17 protein-coding genes are annotated in these 16,084 nt (G+C 31.8%); 7 read left to right on the top strand and 10 right to left on the bottom strand.

What is annotated here, in order from left to right; all coding sequences use genetic code 11:
• Positions 1-158: 158 nt before the first annotated feature.
• Together map and CHB67_RS09915 are read left to right on the top strand one after the other, a co-directional pair.
• Entirely contained in the window at positions 159-977 is an 819-nt protein-coding gene (gene map, locus CHB67_RS09910) for a type I methionyl aminopeptidase (RefSeq protein WP_089381622.1), read from the top strand.
• A 24-nt stretch (positions 978-1,001) separates the two neighbouring features.
• Positions 1,002-1,769: a methyltransferase domain-containing protein gene (locus CHB67_RS09915; RefSeq protein WP_089381623.1), complete on the top strand. Its 768-nt coding sequence runs from the start codon at positions 1,002-1,004 to the stop codon at positions 1,767-1,769.
• Positions 1,770-1,771: 2 nt separating this feature from the next.
• On the opposite strand, the gene CHB67_RS09920 is transcribed toward CHB67_RS09915, so the two are convergent.
• Positions 1,772-2,758, bottom strand: a complete 987-nt coding sequence (locus CHB67_RS09920; protein WP_089381624.1) for an FAD:protein FMN transferase — start codon at positions 2,756-2,758, stop codon at positions 1,772-1,774.
• Between the two features lie 147 nt (positions 2,759-2,905).
• On the opposite strand from CHB67_RS09920, the gene CHB67_RS09925 reads away from it, so the two are divergent.
• Complete coding sequence (locus CHB67_RS09925; RefSeq protein ID WP_089381625.1) at positions 2,906-3,745, top strand: OmpA/MotB family protein; 840 nt, start codon at positions 2,906-2,908, stop codon at positions 3,743-3,745.
• Positions 3,746-3,797: 52 nt separating this feature from the next.
• Here CHB67_RS09925 and CHB67_RS09930 read toward each other — a convergent pair whose 3' ends face one another.
• The 7 genes from CHB67_RS09930 to CHB67_RS09960 all read right to left on the bottom strand — a co-directional run bounded on the left by CHB67_RS09930 (position 3,798) and on the right by CHB67_RS09960 (position 10,266).
• The gene (locus CHB67_RS09930; RefSeq protein WP_089381626.1) at positions 3,798-4,175 is read right to left on the bottom strand and encodes a Na(+)-translocating NADH-quinone reductase subunit F; all 378 of its coding nucleotides are present in this window, start codon (positions 4,173-4,175) and stop codon (positions 3,798-3,800) included.
• A gap of 108 nt (positions 4,176-4,283) precedes the next feature.
• Positions 4,284-5,594, bottom strand: a complete 1,311-nt coding sequence (gene nqrF / locus CHB67_RS09935) for an NADH:ubiquinone reductase (Na(+)-transporting) subunit F (RefSeq protein ID WP_089381755.1) — start codon at positions 5,592-5,594, stop codon at positions 4,284-4,286.
• 2 nt (positions 5,595-5,596) lie between these two features.
• Positions 5,597-6,310, bottom strand: coding sequence for an NADH:ubiquinone reductase (Na(+)-transporting) subunit E (gene nqrE, locus CHB67_RS09940; protein WP_089381627.1), 714 nt, complete (start codon positions 6,308-6,310; stop codon positions 5,597-5,599).
• Between the two features lie 3 nt (positions 6,311-6,313).
• The gene (locus tag CHB67_RS09945; protein ID WP_089381628.1) at positions 6,314-6,961 is read right to left on the bottom strand and encodes an NADH:ubiquinone reductase (Na(+)-transporting) subunit D; all 648 of its coding nucleotides are present in this window, start codon (positions 6,959-6,961) and stop codon (positions 6,314-6,316) included.
• Between the two features lie 3 nt (positions 6,962-6,964).
• Positions 6,965-7,711: a Na(+)-translocating NADH-quinone reductase subunit C gene (locus CHB67_RS09950; protein ID WP_089381629.1), complete on the bottom strand. Its 747-nt coding sequence runs from the start codon at positions 7,709-7,711 to the stop codon at positions 6,965-6,967.
• A gap of 2 nt (positions 7,712-7,713) precedes the next feature.
• Positions 7,714-8,913, bottom strand: a complete 1,200-nt coding sequence (locus tag CHB67_RS09955) for an NADH:ubiquinone reductase (Na(+)-transporting) subunit B (protein WP_089381630.1) — start codon at positions 8,911-8,913, stop codon at positions 7,714-7,716.
• A gap of 3 nt (positions 8,914-8,916) precedes the next feature.
• The gene (locus CHB67_RS09960) at positions 8,917-10,266 is read right to left on the bottom strand and encodes a Na(+)-translocating NADH-quinone reductase subunit A (RefSeq protein ID WP_089381631.1); all 1,350 of its coding nucleotides are present in this window, start codon (positions 10,264-10,266) and stop codon (positions 8,917-8,919) included.
• Between the two features lie 203 nt (positions 10,267-10,469).
• Between CHB67_RS09960 and CHB67_RS09965 the strand changes: the two genes are divergently transcribed.
• From CHB67_RS09965 to CHB67_RS09975, 3 genes are read left to right on the top strand one after another with little or no spacing between them, the layout of a single operon-like run.
• Entirely contained in the window at positions 10,470-11,708 is a 1,239-nt protein-coding gene (locus tag CHB67_RS09965; protein WP_176461253.1) for a type IX secretion system plug protein, read from the top strand.
• A gap of 45 nt (positions 11,709-11,753) precedes the next feature.
• Complete coding sequence (gene apaG, locus CHB67_RS09970) at positions 11,754-12,140, top strand: Co2+/Mg2+ efflux protein ApaG (RefSeq protein WP_089381633.1); 387 nt, start codon at positions 11,754-11,756, stop codon at positions 12,138-12,140.
• Between the two features lie 2 nt (positions 12,141-12,142).
• Complete coding sequence (locus CHB67_RS09975; RefSeq protein ID WP_089381634.1) at positions 12,143-13,309, top strand: DUF3667 domain-containing protein; 1,167 nt, start codon at positions 12,143-12,145, stop codon at positions 13,307-13,309.
• On the opposite strand, the gene CHB67_RS09980 is transcribed toward CHB67_RS09975, so the two are convergent.
• Positions 13,306-14,004, bottom strand: a complete 699-nt coding sequence (locus CHB67_RS09980; protein WP_089381635.1) for an NRDE family protein — start codon at positions 14,002-14,004, stop codon at positions 13,306-13,308. The genes CHB67_RS09975 and CHB67_RS09980 overlap by 4 nt on opposite strands.
• A 106-nt stretch (positions 14,005-14,110) precedes the next feature.
• On the opposite strand from CHB67_RS09980, the gene pruA reads away from it, so the two are divergent.
• A complete protein-coding gene (gene pruA, locus CHB67_RS09985; protein ID WP_089381636.1) occupies positions 14,111-15,829 on the top strand; it encodes an L-glutamate gamma-semialdehyde dehydrogenase in 1,719 nt (572 codons plus the stop codon).
• Positions 15,830-15,893: 64 nt separating this feature from the next.
• Here pruA and CHB67_RS09990 read toward each other — a convergent pair whose 3' ends face one another.
• Complete coding sequence (locus CHB67_RS09990) at positions 15,894-16,073, bottom strand: hypothetical protein (RefSeq protein WP_089381637.1); 180 nt, start codon at positions 16,071-16,073, stop codon at positions 15,894-15,896.
• Between the last annotated feature and the right edge of the window lie 11 nt (positions 16,074-16,084).

Consider the following 16,084-nt stretch of genomic DNA (forward strand, 5'->3'; position numbering starts at 1 on the left):
ATTAAAATACTACAAAAAAACAAATTTAATGATAATTATGTAATTTTACACTTTTAAACAAGCTATTTATTACACTTTATTCATTTTAAGCAATTCACTCTACAGTTTAATAAATTCTTTTTTTTAAAGTACCTTTGCAAAATAAATTTTCAGAAGAAATGATCAAGATTAAAACTCGTGAAGAAATTGAATTAATGCGTGAAAGTGCATTAATTGTTTCAAAAACATTAGGAATATTAGCAAAAGAAGTAAAACCTGGGGTTACTACGTTACATTTAGATAAATTAGCAGAAGAATTTATTAGAGATCAAGGAGCTATTCCTGGATTTTTAGGATTGTACGATTTCCCTAATACACTTTGTATGAGTCCGAATGCACAAGTGGTACACGGTATTCCTAGCAATAAACCGTTAGTTGAAGGTGATATTATCTCCATTGATTGTGGCGCCTTAAAAAATGGATTTTACGGAGACCATGCCTATACTTTTGAAGTTGGAGAAATTGATCCTGAAACAAAAAAATTATTACAAGTTACCAAAGAAAGTTTGTACGAAGGTATTCGTGAGTATAAAGCAGGTAATAGAGTTGGTGATGTTGGTTTTGCAATTCAAAATTACTGTGAAAATCATGGATACGGAATTGTTAGAGAATTGGTAGGTCACGGTTTAGGTAAAAAAATGCACGAAGATCCTGAAATGCCTAATTATGGAAGAAGAGGTAGAGGTAAAAAATTTACAGAAGGAATGGTGGTTGCTATTGAGCCTATGGTAAATTTAGGAACACATAAAATTAACCAATTGAATGATGGTTGGACTATTTTAACACAAGATGGAAAACCTAGCGCGCATTTTGAACATGATGTTGCTATTGTAAATGGAAAACCTGAATTACTTTCTACTTTTAAATACGTGTATGCAGCACTTGGAATTGAAAGTAATGAAGAGGATGAGTTTAGAGAAACTCCATTAATTGTTTAACATATAGTGAGCAATTAAACGTAGATGGTAAGTAAACTGTTTAAATTTTTTCTGAATTTAATTCCAAGACCTTTTTTAATTAAAATAAGTTATTGGGTTAGTCCCATTGTATCTTTCTTTTTAAAAGGAAACACGTATTCTGACCCAATTGATGGAAAAAGTTATCGTAAATTTTTACCTTATGGTTATGGCGAGCAACGAGAAAATGCCTTAGCTCCAGGAACCTTATCGTTAGAACGCCACCGATTACTTTGGCTCTATTTAAAAAACGAAACCGATTTTTTTACTGCACCTAAAAAAGTATTACACATTGCCCCAGAACAATGCTTTTTAAAATTGTTTAAACAGCAACAAAACCTACATTATATTACTGCAGATTTATATTCGCCCATTGCTGATGTAAAAGCAGATATTTGTGATTTACCTTTTGAAGAAAATTCGTTTGATGTTGTTTTTTGTAATCATGTTTTAGAACATATTGAAGACGATAAAAAAGCCATGAGTGAATTGTACCGTGTGTTAAAACCTGGAGGTTTAGGTATTTTTCAAATTCCGCAAGATTTAACTTTAGAAAATACCTACGAAGATTTTTCAATTACCTCGAAAGAAGAAAGAAAAAAACATTTTGGTCAATACGATCACGTTCGTATTTATGGAAAAGACTATTTTAACAAGCTTAGAGCTGCTGGGTTTATTGTTGAAGAAATCAATTATTCTAAAACACTAAAACCTGAATTAGTCACCAAATACTGCTTAACAAAAGGTGAAATTTTACCAGTTTGCTCTAAATAAATTTAATTATCAAAATTAGTTGAAGTGGTTGTTTTCATTTCTCCATTCTCATCAACATAAATTAAGAAAGCCTTTAATTCTGGGTGGTTTTTTAGAAATTGTTGCGTTTTTTCTAATCCCATCGCCATAAAAGCAGTTGCATAACCGTCAACATCTGCACAATCAGATTTTGATATTACGGATGCGCTTAACAAATTACTTTCCGAAGCAAAACCAGTTTTGGTGTTTATGGTATGTACATATTTTTTACCACCTTCTGTAGTTCGAAATTTTCGATAATTACCTGAAGTTGCAATAGATTCATCATGCAGTTGAATAGTTGTAGCAAAGGAACGAGACCCATCAAAATTTGGATTTTCAATAGCAATTCTCCAAGGAATATTTTTCTCATTTACACCACGTGCTCTAATTTCACCTCCAATTTCAACCAAATAATTTGTTATGTTGTATTGTTCAAAAAGCCTACCAACAACATCAACTAAATAACCTTTACCAATAGCATTAAAATCGAAATAAATTTCTGGATATTTTTTTACCACCTTACCATTTTCAATTTTAACCTTATCAAACCCAACAAACTTTAATAATTCTTTGATTTTTAATGAATCGAGGTCTTCAATTTTAGTTCCAGGCCCAAATCCCCAAGCATTCACCAATACTCCAATTGTAGGATCAAAATCTCCATTAGTTTCTTTATAAATCTTTTCTGACTTCAAAAAAACTTCTTCAAAATAAGCGTCAATTAAAACAGTGCTATCACCTTTATTTATTTTTGAAATGTCAGAAGTAGGAATATAGGTAGAAGTAGATTTATTAATTGCTTTAATTAAGCTATCAATTTTAGGTTGAAAATCAATAGTTCTCGCATCAATATAACGTATTGAAAATGTGGTTCCAATAGCATTTCCTTGCAGTATTTTTAAATTATTCTCTTTATTTTCACACGAAAAAAACAGAAATACAATAACAATAACAGCATATTTTTTCATTACTAAAGTATCTTTTTAATTATTAAATAAAATAGACTTCAAAGATACTATTAAAATATATCTTAAAAACATCTTAAATTTTAAGATTTATGATAAAGCGACGGGTATTTTTTTTAACTTTGTAACTCTTAAATTTTTAAATATATTATGAAGAAATTAATTGTATTAATGGTGCTAGCATCTGTTGTGCTAAGTTCATGTGTTTCAAACAAGAAATACGCCGAGTTAGAAGGAAATTATAGTGCAAAAAGCCAAGAATTAGTTGATGCAAAAGCTGATCTAATGAAATGTCAAGTTGAAAATGAAAGTAAAATTTCTTCACTTGAACAAAGAATTGTTGATTTAAACAAGGATAAAGAAAAAACATTGGAGTATGTTGACAATTTAACTGTACTTTCAAAATCTGCTTCTGACAACATTAAAGAAACATTAGCTCAAATGGGTAAAAAAGATGAATATATTCAGTATATTCAAAAAGCAGTTACCAAAAAAGATTCAATTAATTTAGCTCTTGGATATAAATTAAAAAGTGTGTTAGCTGATGGATTTAGCGATGAAGACATTGAAGTGAACGTTGAAAAAACAGTTGTTTACATTTCAATTGCTGATAAATTATTATTCAAAAGTGGAAGCGCAACAATTTCTCCTAAAGCTAAAGAAGTGTTAGGTAAAGTTGCTGAAGTTATTGGAGCTCAACCTGACCTAGAAGTTATGGTTGAAGGTTATACTGATAACAAACCTATTAAAACTTCTTGTATTAAAGATAACTGGGATTTAAGTGTGAAACGTTCTACTTCAGTTATTAGAGTATTACAAGACGACTTTAACATTGAGCCTGCTCGTTTAGTAGCTGCAGGTAGAAGTGAGTATATGCCTTTAGCAAGTAATGATACAGTTGAAGGAAGATCTAAAAATAGAAGAACTCGTATCGTTTTAATGCCTCAATTAGATCAATTCTTTGATTTATTAGAGCAAAAAGTAGACTAATAAAGTTCATCTTATATATAAAAAGCCTCTTCAATTGAAGAGGCTTTTTTAGTTAATTTAATGCCACGTCTAAAAACTGTATTCCTTCGTATTGCAATAAATACGCTTCACTTAAGTTTGGTGGCAATGTATCGTTTATTACATTTCCTAAACCCACGCCAGCAAACAAAACCTTAGCCTGCTGAGACTCTGCGTGCTTTTTAAAGGTCTCCATCCAAATAACATCAAAAGTAATGGGAGAACTCGTTATACTAGCTGCCTTCACAATTACAAAATAACGTTGGTTATTTTTATCTATACAAACATATTGCGGATGACGCTTTAATTGACTGTTTATCGCTATAAATTCAAATCCTCTAGACTCAAGATCCTTTCCAACAATATTCATCGCTAAATTGTGTAATTCTTGATCTGAAAGTGGTTTACTCATTTGTATTGTTTTAGTATGTACTTATTTGTTTTTAGATCTTAATTAGATTCCATAAAAAAATCCGATACAAAGGTATCGGATTTTTTTAAAATATTTTGAAACATTGATCTATCCTCCAAAGTCATCAAATCTAATGTTCTCATCTGCTAAACCAAAGTCTTCACCCATTTTTTGAACGGCTTTGTTCATTAGTGGTGGTCCACAGAAATACAATTCTAAGTCCTCTGGAGCTTCGTGTTTAGATAAATACTCATCAATTACTGCTTGGTGTACAAATCCTGTAAATCCATCTCCATTTGTGTCATTAGCATCCTTCTTATTCACCCAATTGTCTTCAGGTGCAGGTTCTGATAATACTAGGTAAAACTTAAAGTTTGGAAACTCTTTTTCTAACTCATAAAAGTGTTCTAAATAGAATAATTCACGTTTAGAACGTCCACCATACCAATAAGTAACTTTACGACCTGTTTTTAATGTTTTAAATAAGTGGTATAAGTGCGAACGCATTGGTGCCATACCTGCTCCACCACCAACATATAACATTTCTGCATCAGACTCATTGATAAAGAATTCACCATAAGGACCAGAAATAGTAACTTTATCTCCTTTTTTTCTTGAGAAAATATAAGAAGAAGCAATACCTGGATTTACACTCATCCAACCATTTTTGGCTCTATCCCAAGGTGGCGTAGCAATACGTACATTCAACATAATTTCTCTTCCTTCAGCAGGGTAAGAAGCCATTGAATAAGCACGCTCTACCAATTCAGTATTTTTCATTTTTAAATCCCACAGACCAAATTTATCCCATTCCATTTGGAATTTATCTGGCGTTTCATGTTCTTCAGGATGCGCTGTAATATCCATGTCTTTAAAGTCAACTTCACATTCAGGAATTTCAATTTGAATATACCCACCTGCTTTGTACCCCATATCTTCAGGAATTTCAACTACAAATTCTTTAATAAAAGATGCTACATTGTAATTACGTACAACTGTTGCTTCCCATTTTTTAATTCCGAAAACTTCTTCAGGAATGGTAATATCCATATCCTGTTTTACTTTTACCTGACAAGCTAAACGCGCTCCTTCTTTTAATTCTTTACGTGTAAAATGAGGTGTTTCAGTTGGTAAAGCTTCACCTCCACCAGACTTTACGTGACATTCACACTGAATACAAGTTCCACCACCACCACAAGCAGAAGGTAAGAATATTTTTGCATTACCTAAAGTTGTTAATAATGAATCACCAGAACCAACTTCGATTTCTTTTTCTCCGTTAATTCTAATCTTAACTGGACCAGAAGGAGATAATTTTTGTTTTACAAACAATAATAGAGCAACCAATAATAGAGTTAGCACTAAAAATGCTACCACAGTTGCTACAATTGTACCTAGGGTATTTGCTGCTAGTATGATCATTATTCAATAATTTCTTTTTCGTTAATAGCTACATCTGTAGCATTTTCAACTTCTTCAACTTTTACAACAGTTTGTTCTGTAGCTTCTTCTTCATCTCCACCAGTTAACATTCCTCCAAAGCTCATAAAACCAATTGCCATTAAACCAGTAATAATAAATGTAATTCCTAATCCTCTTAAAGGGGCTGGTACATTTGAATATCTAATTTTTTCACGGATAGCTGCAATGGCTAAAATGGCTAAAAACCATCCAATTCCAGAGCTTATACCGTAATTAAACGCTAAGCCTAATGTTTCAATTTCACGAGATTGCATAAATAAAGACCCACCTAAAATTGCACAGTTTACAGCAATTAATGGTAAGAAAATACCTAGTGAGTTATATAACGATGGTGAAAACTTTTCTACAATAATTTCAACCAATTGTACCATAGTTGCAATGGTTGCAATAAACATAATAAATGATAAGAAACTTAAATCGTATGCAGCATATTCTTCGCCTAACCATACCAATGCTCCGTCTTTTAAGATGTATTGATCTAACAACCAGTTTAAAGGAACTGTAATTGCCATTACAAAGATAACTGCTGCTCCTAATCCTACTGCAGTTGATACTTTTTTAGATACAGCAAGGTATGAACACATTCCTAAGAATGTTGCAAACACCATGTTATCTACAAATATTGCTTTAAAAAATAATTCTAAATGCTCCATAGTCTAGTTCTCTTCAATTAATGATGTGTTTCTTGAGCGTTGTACCCATATAATAATTCCTACAGTAATTAACGCCATTGGTGCTAACAACATAAACCCGTTGTTTTCGTATCCAAATGCATACACGCCTGTTTTTTCAATAGGATCTCCTAAAACTTTAATTCCTAATAATGAACCAGATCCTAACAACTCTCTAAAGAACCCTACTATTATTAAAATTACAGCGTATCCAAGTGAGTTTCCAATACCATCTAAGAATGATTTCCAAGGTCCGTTTGCCAATGCAAACGCCTCAAAACGCCCCATAATAATACAGTTGGTAATAATTAACCCAACAAATACAGAAAGTGTTTTACTTAATTCATAAGCAAAAGCTTTTAAAACCAAATCAACTATAATTACCAAAGTAGCAACCACAATTAGCTGCACAATAATTCTAATTTTTGATGGAATAATATTTCTCATTAACGATATAACTACATTTCCCATACCAAGTACAAAAAGTACAGCTACCGACATTACAATTGAAGCTTTTAATTCTGCTGTAATTGCCAATGCTGAACAAATACCTAATACCTGAATCGTAATTGGATTGTTATCTAGTAATGGATCCGAAATTAATTTCGCGTCTTTTTTTGATAAAAGTCCCATAAATTATTGCTTTAATGTTTTAAAATAAGGTACATACATTTTTAAATCTTTACGCAACATAGCTGATAAACCATCACCTGTAATTGTTGCTCCAGCAATTGCATCTACCGCAAAGTCGTCTTTTCTCATATTTTTAGGATCTGCATTACCTTTGGCAACTGCTACACCTTTAAATACATCTCCATCCATAATATGCTCTCCAATAAAATCATCCATAAAGAAACGTTCTTTAATGTTTGATCCTAAACCAGGTGTTTCACCAGCGTGATCAAAATACACCCCTTGAATTACCAATTGATTGTCTAAAGCTACATACCCCCAAATAGCATCCCATAAACCTTTACCTCTTACAGGAACAATGTAATAATCTTTACCTTCTTTATTGCCAATAAATAATGGTAATTTTCGAACATAAGAAGGATTTTTAGCTGAAGCTGCTTCCTTTTTAATATCAATTAAATAAGCATTTTCATCTTCAGTTACTTTTTTACCTTCAATTACAATTTGCTTAGTTATATATGTTGAAAATTCACTTTCAACATTTGCTTTTGCAACAAACACAACACTACTTTCATCATTCTCATTAATGCCCATAGCATATAATATGTTCTGTTGTTTCTCTATACGCTTGTTCTCACTAATTTTTCCTTTAAGAGAAGAAGCTAAAAATGCAAGTAAGCTACCTACTATAAGTACCATTACAGTTGCAAATATTATTGTATATCCGTTACTATCAGTATTTTTTCCCATTGTTATACTGTTTTTGCTTTTAAACGTTTCAACCTTCTTTTAACGTTACCTTGAACCACATAATGGTCAATAGTTGGCGCAAATACGTTCATTAATAAAATTGCTAACATTACTCCTTCTGGGTAAGCTGGATTAAATACTCTAATTAAAATTGAAATAAATCCAATTAAAAATCCGTATATCCATTTCCCTTTATTAGTTTGTGAGGCTGTTACCGGATCAGTTGCCATAAATACAACTCCAAATGCAAACCCTCCAATTAATAAATGATGCCAAAATTCAGTACTCATTAAGCTATAAAAACCACTACTTTCTTTAATCCAACCTGCATCAACAACACCATTAAAAAGTAATCCCATTACCAATGCTCCTACTACAGAAGAAAGCATAATTCTCCAACTTCCAATTTTTGAAAATATTAAGAATAAACCGGCTAATAAAATTAAGAATGTAGATGTTTCTCCTACTGAACCCGGTATAAATCCGAAGAACATATCTGAAACAGAATAAGCAACTTCGTTTCCTTGAGCGAGCGTTCCTAAAATGGTTTCACCCGATATGGCGTCTAGATTAGCTCCTCCTGCAATTTCATTTGCTCTTTCAACAGCTCCTTCAACCCAAACTTTATCACCACTCATCCAAGTAGGATACGCGAAGAATAAAAAGGCTCTAATTGTTAATGCTGGGTTAAGAATATTCATTCCTGTTCCTCCAAAAACTTCTTTACCAATTACAACACCAAAAATTACTGCTACAGCAAGCATCCAAAGTGGAATATCTACTGGCACAATAAGCGGAACTAACATACCTGTTACCAAATATCCTTCTTCAACTTCGTGACCCTTGATTATTGCAAAAATAAATTCAACTCCTAAACCAACTACGTATGAAACAACAACTAGTGGAAGAATTTTAATTAATCCTAATGATAAAGCTTCCCAAGATAAAAAATCTACTGGCTCTCCAATTGCTTCATAGTGTTGAAAACCTGTATTGAACATTCCAAAGATTAAACATGGAATTAATGCCAATACAACGGTATTCATTGTTCTTTTTAAATCATCTGCCGCTCTAACATGACCTCCAGAATGTGTGGTTTCATTAGGCGTATATAAAAAAGTATGAAAGGCGCTAAAAGCAGGCAACCACTTTTTACCTTGACCTTTTTCTTTTATATTATGTAATTTTTCTTTTAATCCCATAATTTATCCTATTTCTTTTAACATTAAGTCTAACCCTTTTCTGATAATTTCTTGATGTGGTTGTTTAGATACACATACAAACTCAGTTAAAGCAAAATCTTCAGGTGCAACTTCGTACATTCCTAATTGCTCCATTTCGTCTAAATCTTTATACATACAAGCTTTTAAAATTTGCATTGGGTAAATATCTAAAGGAAAAACCTCTTCGTAATTACCTGTAACAACAAAACCTCTATGCTCACCGTTTGTATTTGTATTTAAATCGAATTTTTTATTTGGAAACATCCAAGAAAAAGTTAATGCTCTTGAAGTAGAAACTTTATTAAAAACTGGCATTGTCCAACCAAATAATTCATAATCGTTTCCTTCAGGAATAACTGTTATTAAGTTATCGTAATAACCTAAGTTACCTTTTAAATTTGTAGCAGTACCTGTTAATACATTTCCAGTAATAATTCGGTTATCACCTTCGTTTAGTTTCCCTTCAGCAATTGAAGAAATAGTTGCTCCAATTTTTGTTTTGTAATATTTTGGCGCTGCAACAGAAGAACCTGCTAAAGCAACAATACGCTCAGCATTAAATTTACCTGTTAACAACAATTCACCAATAACAACCAAGTCTTGAGGAGTTAAAGTCCAAACAACTTCACCTTTGTTAACTGGGTTAATTTTTGCGATTTGAGTCCCAACATTTCCTGATGGATGTGGCCCTGAAACTTTGTGTAACGTAATATTATTTAAACCTGCTAAAGGAGAATTTGAGCTTTTCCCTACAGAAACATTTATGTCTCCAGAAGTTAATTTACTCAAAGCTGTAACTGCAGCTTGCAATTCATTTTCTTTACCTGCTAATACGTAATCGTAATCAGCTGCTAAAGGCGCGCTTGCATAAGCAGAAACAAAAATTGCTTTTGGTGTAACTGCAGGATTTGCAATTACATCATAAGGACGTTGCTTAATAAAAGGCCAACAACCAGCAGCTAGTAAATGAGTTTTAATCTCATCAGCTTTCATGGCTTTTGGATCTTTAATTCCAAAGTCTACAAATTCTTGTTTGCTATCAGCCTCAATTTTGAGTGCTAAAATTTTTCTCTTTTCACCACGAATAATATCAACCAACTCACCACTTACTGGCGATGCAAATTTCATTTCTTCGTTAGCTTTATTATAAAAAACTGCTTCTCCAGCTTTTAATTTAGCGCCAACTTTAACTGATAATTTTGGAATGATACTGTGGAAATCTTCAGGTTTTAATGTAAACACATTACTAGACCCAGCATTTTCAGTAATCTTCTCAGCATTACCTACTAGCTTTATATCTAAACCTTTTTTAATACGAATGTCCATTGACATATTTTTAGTTTATTTAATAATCTATAAAAAACGATGCAAAAATAACAATTTCCTAGGTAGTACTTAACATTTTTTAACACTTTTTTCTATAACATATGTCTTATATACTAATCTAACTTAGTTTTATTACTTTTACAGCAAGCTATACGAGAGATTGTTTGGTGTAAAAATTGATATTATATTTATTAAAAAAGTTAATTACTTTGAAAAACAGCCTATTATTTTTTTCGATTTTTTGTTATACACATGTTTTATTTGGTCAAATAGCCGATGCACCAAATATTAAAACAGTCATTTTTCAATCATCAAACACCAATAATTATAGTCCAATTATTCGACTCGGTGAAAAAATGATGCTATCATTTGACGATTTAAACGCAGATGAACAAAATTACTACTATAAAATTAATCATTGCGAGATAGATTGGACACCTTCAAAATTGATAGATTCTGAGTTTATTATTGGTTTTTCAGAAGATAGAATTAGAGAATTCAACAATTCATTTAATACCTTATTACCTTACACAAATTATGAATTAACAATTCCTAACCCATCTACCCGACTTAAAATTTCAGGAAATTACATGCTTTCCATTTTAAATGAGTCGAACGAAATTGTTTTACAACGAAGATTTATTGTGTATGAGCCAAAGGTTACGGTTGCTGTAGCCGTGTATCAAAGCAGAGATATTTCAAAAGTAAACACACATCAATCGGTACAATTTACCATTAATAATGGAAGCTTAAGGGTGAACAATCCTAGTCAGGAAATTAAAACGGTATTACTTCAAAATAACAATTGGCAAACAGCAATTACTGGCTTAAAACCGCAATATTTTAGAAACAACCAATTGCTTTATTTATACAATAAAGAAACTAGCTTTTGGGGTGGAAATGAATTTCTATATTTTGACACAAAAGCAATTAGAGATGCTACTTTAAACATTGCCAGATCTGAATTGACTGGTGATATTTATGATACTTACCTATACACAAAAAAAGAACGAATTGATGAACCTTACACACTGTTCCCTGATATTAATGGAAATTTCACAGTTAGAACTTTAGATGGGGACATACCAAATATTGATGCTGATTATACGTGGGTTCACTTTTCTTTAGAATGTTTAGAAGATCTAACAGGTAAAGAGGTATTTGTGAGTGGGAAATTTAATAATTGGGTATTGAACGACTTTAATAAACTAACTTACAACCCTGAAACAGGGCTGTTTGAAGGGGAAATTTTAATAAAACAAGGTTTTTATAATTATCAGTTTGTAACAAAAGACGCCAACGGAACAATTAGCAACCACGATATTGATGGTTCACATTATCAAACAGAGAATGACTATACTGTAATTGTATATTACAAAAAATTTGGAGCTAGATACACTAAAGTTATTGGTGTTGGTGTTGGAAATTCAAAAGTTATTTTAAACTAAATAATAAATTCATTTTTTTGTATCTTTGAAGAAACAGTAGTTTTTATGGTTCAACAAGTAACAAATGGTATTAAAATTAGCGTAAGCACTAATTTCGAAGGCACAAGCTATCGAAATTACAAGCTATACTATGCTTTTAGCTACCAAGTTACCATAGAAAACCTAAGCAACGAAACGGTTCAACTATTAGCACGACACTGGAAAATATACGACTCGTTAAATAAAACTGAAATTGTTGAAGGCTCTGGTGTTATTGGCAAAAAACCTGTTTTAAAACCTTCAGAAAAATACACCTATAGTTCTAATTGTTTTTTAACTTCACCTATTGGAGCTATGAAAGGCTATTACAATATGGTTACATTTTCAACAACAAAAACATTTAAAGTACACATTCCTACTTTTCAACTAATGGTTTCCAATATTCATAATTAAGTATGAAATTTCCACTAATAAAATTCAAACCCAATAAAACAAATGTTAAAGGTTTAGAATGTTTAAATTGTGGAAAACCACTACGTGGAGATGAAAATTTTTGCTCGTATTGCGGTCAAAAAAACACCACTAAAAAATTAAATTTTGGTACTTTTTTAAATAATTTATTTTCGGGATTCTTATCTTACGATTCTCGCTTTTGGACTACTTTTATTCCGCTTTTAACTAGACCAGGAAAAGTTTCAAAAGATTATATTACTGGTAAAAGAGCACGTTTTGTAAACCCATTTCAATTATATTTAAATGTTTCCATTATTTTCTTTTTGATTTTAGGAATATCAAATAAAATGGACAACATTACTATTCCGGTAGATGAAATTGAAAATGCTCCCAAAACAATAGACTCATTAAAGCAAACCAACCAACCTGAAATAGACTCTATACTTAAAAAAGCACAAGATGAAATTGAAAAAAAATCACCTAACGACTCTACTTCAACAAAAATAATTACATCTATAGGCGATGTTTTTACTATTGCTGAAAGTAAAGACCTTGAAAAAGACACCATACCGTATCAATACCACATAAAAACAGACACTACAAAAAGAATTAGTACTTGGAATAAACTTCAAGATTTTCAACATTATTACAACACTAAACCAAATTTATCAAATGAAGTTGCTTTAGGTAATTTAGGTTATGAAAAAACATTTTGGAATCGTTTTTATTACCAAGAAATTATAAACACAAATAAAAATTACAACCAATTGAAAGAAGATGGAGGTAAAACTTACATTAAAAAAATAATCTCAACTACTTCAATCTCCCTATTTGTATTTCTTCCTATTTTCACCTTGTTTTTGATGCTTTTATATTTCAGAAGAAATTATACTTATATCGAACATTTGGTATTTGTTTTTAATACACAAACGGTTTTCTTTTTATTGCTTGCAATCTTTCTGCTTTTGAACTTACTATTTAACATAGAAAATACGGCTTGGGTATTTATTACCATATTTGTAGTTTATTTATACAAAGCAATGCGTAATTTTTATCAACAAAGTAGAAGAAAAACTATTGTGAAGTTTTTTTTACTTAATAGCTTTTACCTATTTTTAGGTTTTATTGGAATATTAATTGTAGCCGCAATTTCTTTTGGTTCAACCTAAACTAAAAGCGTTGTGCTTTTTGAATGAACCACATCATTATAATTCATTTTAACAATTGCACCTTCTTTTTTTACTAAAGTAATACTAACGGTTTCAACTGTGGGGCGTTTCATTAAAATTGACTGAGCTTTATCCCCAATTTCTGAAGAATGAAATGCTAAAATAGTTTCAGATGAAAACTCATGGCTTTCCACCCAATCTTTAAACCATTTTTTTCGAAGTTCCTTAATTTCGTTTGAATACAAGGTTGATGACGACCATATTTTTGGTTCATTTTTTAATTTTGAAAACCGTTTTTGTTGCTCATCCCAAATTAATTCATACAAATTAAGGCTAGCATTCCAATCAACAATAACTATGGTAAAAGGCTCTATACCCTCTAAATCTAAATCTTCAATGTAAGTAGTAAAATCTTCACCCTTCAATATTTCTTTTGCTATTAAACCTCTACTTTTTTTATAACTATTCTTTTTTTTATGATTTTCGAATGCACCATTTAATACACACACCAATCTTTTTTTAGAACTAACCCCAATCCAAGTTCCACCAGCCAATTTATCCTTCGGAAAAACCAGTTCAACATTGTCTTCAATATATTTTTTTGGAAAAAGCGTTGCTCGCTCCTTTTGCTCGTCTCGATTAGATGTTAAAATAAAATTCGATTTTCCTAAAGGCAGAAAAGTAACGGTGCACATGCTATTAAAATTGGTTTATTGAGTATCAGTATCAAGCAAAAATTCTGATTCGCTTTTTGTAACTTTGTACGCAAATTTAATCTAAAAAATCTTTAAAATTAATACTATGGCAACAGGATTTTACAAAGTACCAAAAGCAGTAAACGAGCCAATAAATTCTTATGCACCTGGAACACCAGAGCGCAAGGCTTTATTAGATACTTATAAAAAAATGTACAACGAAAAAGTTGACATTCCATTTTATATAGGAGGAAAAGAATATAGAACTGGAAAAACCGTAGCTATTAATCCACCGCATGACCACCAACATTGTGTTGGACAATATCATACTGCAGAAAAAGAGCATATTGAATTAGCTGTTAAAGCTGCTGCTGAAGCACGTGTAAAATGGGCTGCAACCAGCTGGGAACACAGAGCTGCAATTTTCTTAAAAGCTGCTGATTTATTATCGGGACCATTCCGTTATAAAATGAATGCTGCAACTATGATTGCACAATCTAAAAATGTGTATCAAGCAGAAATTGATTCGGCATGTGAATTAATTGACTTTTTACGTTTTAACGTAGAGTTTATGACCGAAATATATACAAATCAACCAGAATCTGCTCCTGGAATTTGGAACCGTATGGAATACCGTCCGTTAGAAGGATTTATTTATGCAATTACACCTTTTAACTTTACAGCCATTGCTGGTAATTTACCTGCAGCACCTGCTTTAATGGGAAATGTTGTGATTTGGAAACCTGCAAGATCTCAAGTATATTCTGCACAAGTAATTATGGAATTATTTAAGGCAGCTGGTTTACCTGATGGTGTTATTAATATGGTGACTGGAAATTCAGGAACTATTACTGATGTATTACTAGACAGTCCAGATTTTTCTGGAGTTCACTTTACAGGATCAACTCCTGTATTTAATAGCTTTTGGGAGACTATTGGTAAAAACGTAGGGAAATATAAAACATACCCAAGAATTGTTGGAGAAACAGGTGGAAAAGATTTTATTTGGGCACATCCTTCAGCAGTTGCACAAGAAGTAGCTACAGCAATTTCAAGAGGTGCTTTTGAATATCAGGGTCAAAAATGTTCTGCAGCTTCTCGTGCTTATTTACCTGCAAGTTTATGGGCTGAAATTAAAGAAAGTGTTTTAAAAGACATTGCTTCATTTAAAATAGGAACTCCTGAAGACCCTACAAATTTCATTAACTCTGTTATTGATGATAGAGCTTTCAAAAAATTATCTGGTTATATTGAAGAAGCAAAAGCTGATGCAGATGCTGAAATTATAGCTGGTGGTGGTTATGATGATTCTGTTGGGTACTTTATTGAGCCTACAATTATTGTAACAACAAACCCTCAATACAAAACAATGTGTAACGAGTTGTTTGGACCTATTATTACTATTTACGTTTATGAAGATAGTAAATGGGAAGAAATATTAGACGTTGTTGATAGCACAAGTGAATTTGCCTTAACAGGAGCTATTTTTAGTGGAGATCGTTATGTTATTGATATTGCGACTAATAAATTAGAAAACGCTGCTGGAAACTTTTACATCAACGATAAGCCAACCGGTGCCGTTGTAGGTCAACAACCATTTGGTGGTGCTCGTGGATCTGGAACAAATGATAAAGCTGGTTCAGTTTGGAATTTATTACGTTGGGTAAGCAACAGAACTATTAAAGAAACTTTTGTAACTCCAACAGATTACAGATATCCTTTTTTAGGTGAAAGCGCTTTAGAAACTGTTGAAAAAGGAGTTGATACTGCTATTGATAAGTTAAAAGACTTAAGCAATGAAATTTCTTCAAAATTCAAAAAATAATTAGAAATATATAAGCATAAAAAAAGCGCCAATTGGCGCTTTTTTTATTTCTTAACTGTGTTGTTTAAACTGCTTCAAACCCATCTGCCCCATCTAAAAGCCCAACCAATTCTTGTGGTTTATGAATAATAGTTGGCATGTGTTGTGGACAGATATAAAATTCCGTTTCTTGATAATAAAATTTAGTTACAGGTATTTCTGCAGAAGTTTTTTTACAAACTAAACACTCTTTGGTAGCACTCATATTTACATGTT

It is taken from the genome of Lutibacter agarilyticus, assembly GCF_900188235.1.
Lineage (GTDB): Bacteria > Bacteroidota > Bacteroidia > Flavobacteriales > Flavobacteriaceae > Lutibacter > Lutibacter agarilyticus.